We start from the raw sequence: 3,438 nt of genomic DNA, 5'->3' as shown, positions 1-3,438 counted from the left end.
GCCAAAGTTATTACGCAGTTACGGCTGAATTTTCGCAAATTGCTTGCGATATATTCACGCAGATCTAAAGCAGGCACTATGCCAAAAAAAAACCTCGTTACCGAGGTCTTCTTTCGTCTTTATTTTTGGCTGAAAGTTCAGGAATTGATCCTGGACCTTCAAAACCATCTATATATTGGTAGCGGGGGCAGGATTTGAACCTGCGACCTTCGGGTTATGAGCCCGACGAGCTACCGGACTGCTCCACCCCGCACCTGAAGGGGTGGGATTCTACCGAAACTGGTAAGACAATAGCAAGGGCTAATCAGTTATTGACCGCAAATACCTTACAAGCCTGCGATGTAATACGCCACCTGGTGTAATAATAGGGTCAATAACGATATTTTCAATCACGAATAGCGTTAATTGGTGGCTGCAATCGACTAATTCTCTGTTTTTTGAGCTTATGACGCTTAGCAGTCCTGGTTTCCAGGGCCCTTCATTTGCGTCTTGAATATTAAGCAGGAACCTTGAAAACAAGCGCTCTTCACCTGGCTTCAGCCAAAGGCGAAAATTTTTACTCACTAGCAACGGCAATAAACTACAAATTCGTCCGGATTTCTAAAATCACAAACGCAATTGCATAATCTTTCTCGTCACTTAGACTCAGGTGACTTTCACCAATATTGAACTGGTCAACGAGCTTTTGCGCCGTGTCCACAAATCTCAGAATTGGACGACCATTGTCCTCATTGGCGACGATAATATGACGTAAGCTCAGCCCATCTCGAAACCCGGTGCCAAATGCCTTCGCAGCCGCTTCTTTTGCCGCATAACGTTTAGCTAAAAAATAAGCAGGCTGTGACTGGGTACGAAATGTGTCGTATTCGGGTTCTGACAAGATTCGCTCAGCAAAGCGATCACCATGCCTGGTGAGGCTGGTCTCGAGCCGGGAGACCTGAACGATATCTGTACCGATCCCATGGATCACTTGACGCTTGCCTCGATCATCAAGGCTTTCATTTCGCTCACAGCGGCTTGCAGTCCAGTAAACACAGCACGCGCTACAATAGCGTGACCAATATTCAGTTCCTTGACGCCATCAATTGCGGCAATGTCCTGAACATTGTGGTAATGCAATCCATGGCCCGCATTAACCTGTAAACCCAATTCCCGCCCCAGTTTAACACCCTGAATAATACTGTTGAGTTCCGCATGACGTTGAGCCCGGGTTGTCGCATCCGCAAATGCACCCGTATGAATTTCGATGACAGGCGCTTTTGCCCTGGCCGCAGCTTCAATTTGATCCGCATCAGCATCGATGAACAATGACACCTGCACGTTCGCAGCAGCAAGGCGCCGACATGCATCGCTGATGCGATCGAACTGCCCGACCACATCGAGACCACCCTCCGTGGTTAACTCCTCCCGGCGCTCCGGGACCAGGCAGCAATCCTCAGGTTGAATACGTTCAGCGATTTCCAGCATCTCTTCGGTTACTGCCATTTCCAGGTTCATGCGAGTCTGGAGGATATCCTTTAGCATTTCTACATCACGATCCTGAATATGCCTGCGATCTTCGCGTAAATGCAGGGTAATGGCATCGGCTCCCGCCTGTTCTGCTTCAATAGCCGCTTGTATTGGGTCTGGATAACGCGTGCCACGGGCCTGTCGAAGCGTGGCAACATGATCAATATTGACGCCTAATAAAATTGTATTGTCGAGAATGCTATGCATTATGTTATCCATCCTGAAAGGGTCATCGTTGTAGTATAGTTGACTATGTTGACGCGCCGAAGTGCCCCGCCATCCGCTATTTAATCAGTGCATTGTCCGTGGAATAAGCTGTAGATTGAGCGTTTATCACCAGTGATCTGCTATGCAAAACTTTTGAGCCCAGGTGATGATCCAATACCGTTCGCAGCAACTGTCTGGCCTGTTTATACAATAAGACGGAATCTGCATCGGTCACCTGGGCATGTTCCCGAAGCATTGCATAATCCGACAACATCTTTAATGTTGCACCGGAAACTTTTACACCACGAATCTCTTCCGCCTCAGAGGAAATTTTAACTGGCCCATGATCCAGCCAGTAGTCATACCAGCTGTTCACGTCAATGGGAGACTGGGTACTAACATCGTGATCCAGCACCAGACCATAACCAATGGATTGCAGGAGAACTAGTTCAAACTGTCTCAAATAAGACTGCCAGAGCAAGTCCTCATCCTTACTACCACTCAGCTGTTGCAGATTAATAATTGTATTATGGTAGCCATGAAACAATTCATCATGAGGATCATCCCTGTGCAATAAGTACTGGATGAGTTCATTTAGATAAAAGGCACTCGCCAGGTATTTTGGTTTGATTTGTACCGGTTGCTGAAAAAGCTCAGCATCCGTTAAGGTCCCCAGCTCAGATTTACTGACCCAGGATAACAATAACGGTTGAAACGGCTGCAGCAATCCCCGCAGTTTAGATTTGGGGCGCTTAATCCCCCTGGCAACCAGTGCACAGCGACCAAAATTTTCACAAAAAATCTCCAGCAATGCACTGCTGTCGCGGTAAGGTCGTTGATGAATGATGTATGCAGCTTGTAATTGAATTCGCTGGTTATTGCTCATCGCTATAGCCCAGGCTGCGTAATGCGCGCTCATCATCAGACCAGCCCTGCTTTACTTTTACCCAGAGCTGTAAAAAAACCTTGCTATCGAATGCGCTCTCCATATCCTTGCGAGCCTGCTCTCCAATTCGCTTTAATAAACTGCCACCCTTTCCAATGATAATACCTTTCTGCCCAGCGCGAGACACCCAGATAATGGCATTAATTTTTTTTAAACTCCCTTGATCTTCAAATCGTTCTATTTCAACGGTTAAAGCGTAAGGCACCTCTTCACCCAAACTGCGCATCAGTTTCTCCCTTATAAACTCAGCCGCCATAAACCGCTCACTACGATCCGTAATTTGGTCTTCGGGAAAAAAAGGTCCTGATTCTGGCAGCAATTCAACCACAGCATCTTCCAGTACATCTACCGATTCTCCTGTGCGTGCTGATACGGGGATCAGCTGAGCGAATTTCATTTTACTCGCCAGCATCTCTAAACTAGGTAATAAATTTTCCCTGTCCTTTAACTTATCAAGCTTGTTTAGCACCAATATCACGGGAACATCGATAGCCGCAATTTTTTTTAATACATACTCATCTTTATCATCCCAATGCGCGCTATCTATTACGAAAAGAATGACATCAACATCGTTAATGGAAGATGTTGCCGCACGATTCATATAGCGATTCAGTGCAAGTTTCGCCTTGTCATGGATACCTGGCGTATCAACATAAATAATTTGCGCCCGGTCGTCAGTTTTAATACCTAATATACGATGGCGCGTGGTTTGAGGCTTGTGAGCTGTGATACTAATTTTTTGCCCGAGCAATTGATTAAGCAGGGTCGATTTTCCG

Annotated in this window: 4 protein-coding genes and 1 tRNA gene; all 5 read right to left on the bottom strand. The window is 46.4% G+C overall.

Going from position 1 to position 3,438, the window contains the following annotated elements:
- Nucleotides 1-176 precede the first annotated feature (176 nt).
- Nucleotides 177-253, bottom strand: a tRNA-Met gene (locus tag ACWVCM_RS00585).
- A gap of 327 nt (nucleotides 254-580) precedes the next feature.
- Complete coding sequence (acpS, locus tag ACWVCM_RS00580) at nucleotides 581-970, bottom strand: holo-ACP synthase (protein WP_455199749.1); 390 nt, start codon at nucleotides 968-970, stop codon at nucleotides 581-583.
- Nucleotides 967-1,716: a pyridoxine 5'-phosphate synthase gene (pdxJ, locus tag ACWVCM_RS00575; RefSeq protein ID WP_455199748.1), complete on the bottom strand. Its 750-nt coding sequence runs from the start codon at nucleotides 1,714-1,716 to the stop codon at nucleotides 967-969. The genes acpS and pdxJ overlap by 4 nt, the downstream gene beginning before the upstream one ends.
- A gap of 76 nt (nucleotides 1,717-1,792) precedes the next feature.
- Nucleotides 1,793-2,638, bottom strand: a complete 846-nt coding sequence (gene recO / locus ACWVCM_RS00570) for a DNA repair protein RecO (RefSeq protein ID WP_455199747.1) — start codon at nucleotides 2,636-2,638, stop codon at nucleotides 1,793-1,795.
- On the bottom strand, nucleotides 2,592-3,438 hold an 847-nt coding region (era, locus tag ACWVCM_RS00565), incomplete at its 5' end, for a GTPase Era (RefSeq protein ID WP_455199746.1). The genes era and recO, both read right to left, overlap by 47 nt.

The organism is Kaarinaea lacus, from assembly GCF_975902315.1.
The sequence above is the reverse complement of the archived record's forward strand: the minus strand, read 5'-3'. Positions and strand labels throughout refer to the sequence as shown.

Excerpts from the sequence above, each read along its gene's own strand:
- pdxJ (WP_455199748.1), bottom strand. The coding sequence starts at position 1,716 with ATGCATAGCATTCTCGACAATACAATTTTATTAGGCGTCAATATTGAT.
- recO (WP_455199747.1), bottom strand. The coding sequence starts at position 2,638 with ATGATGAGCGCGCATTACGCAGCCTGGGCTATAGCGATGAGCAATAAC.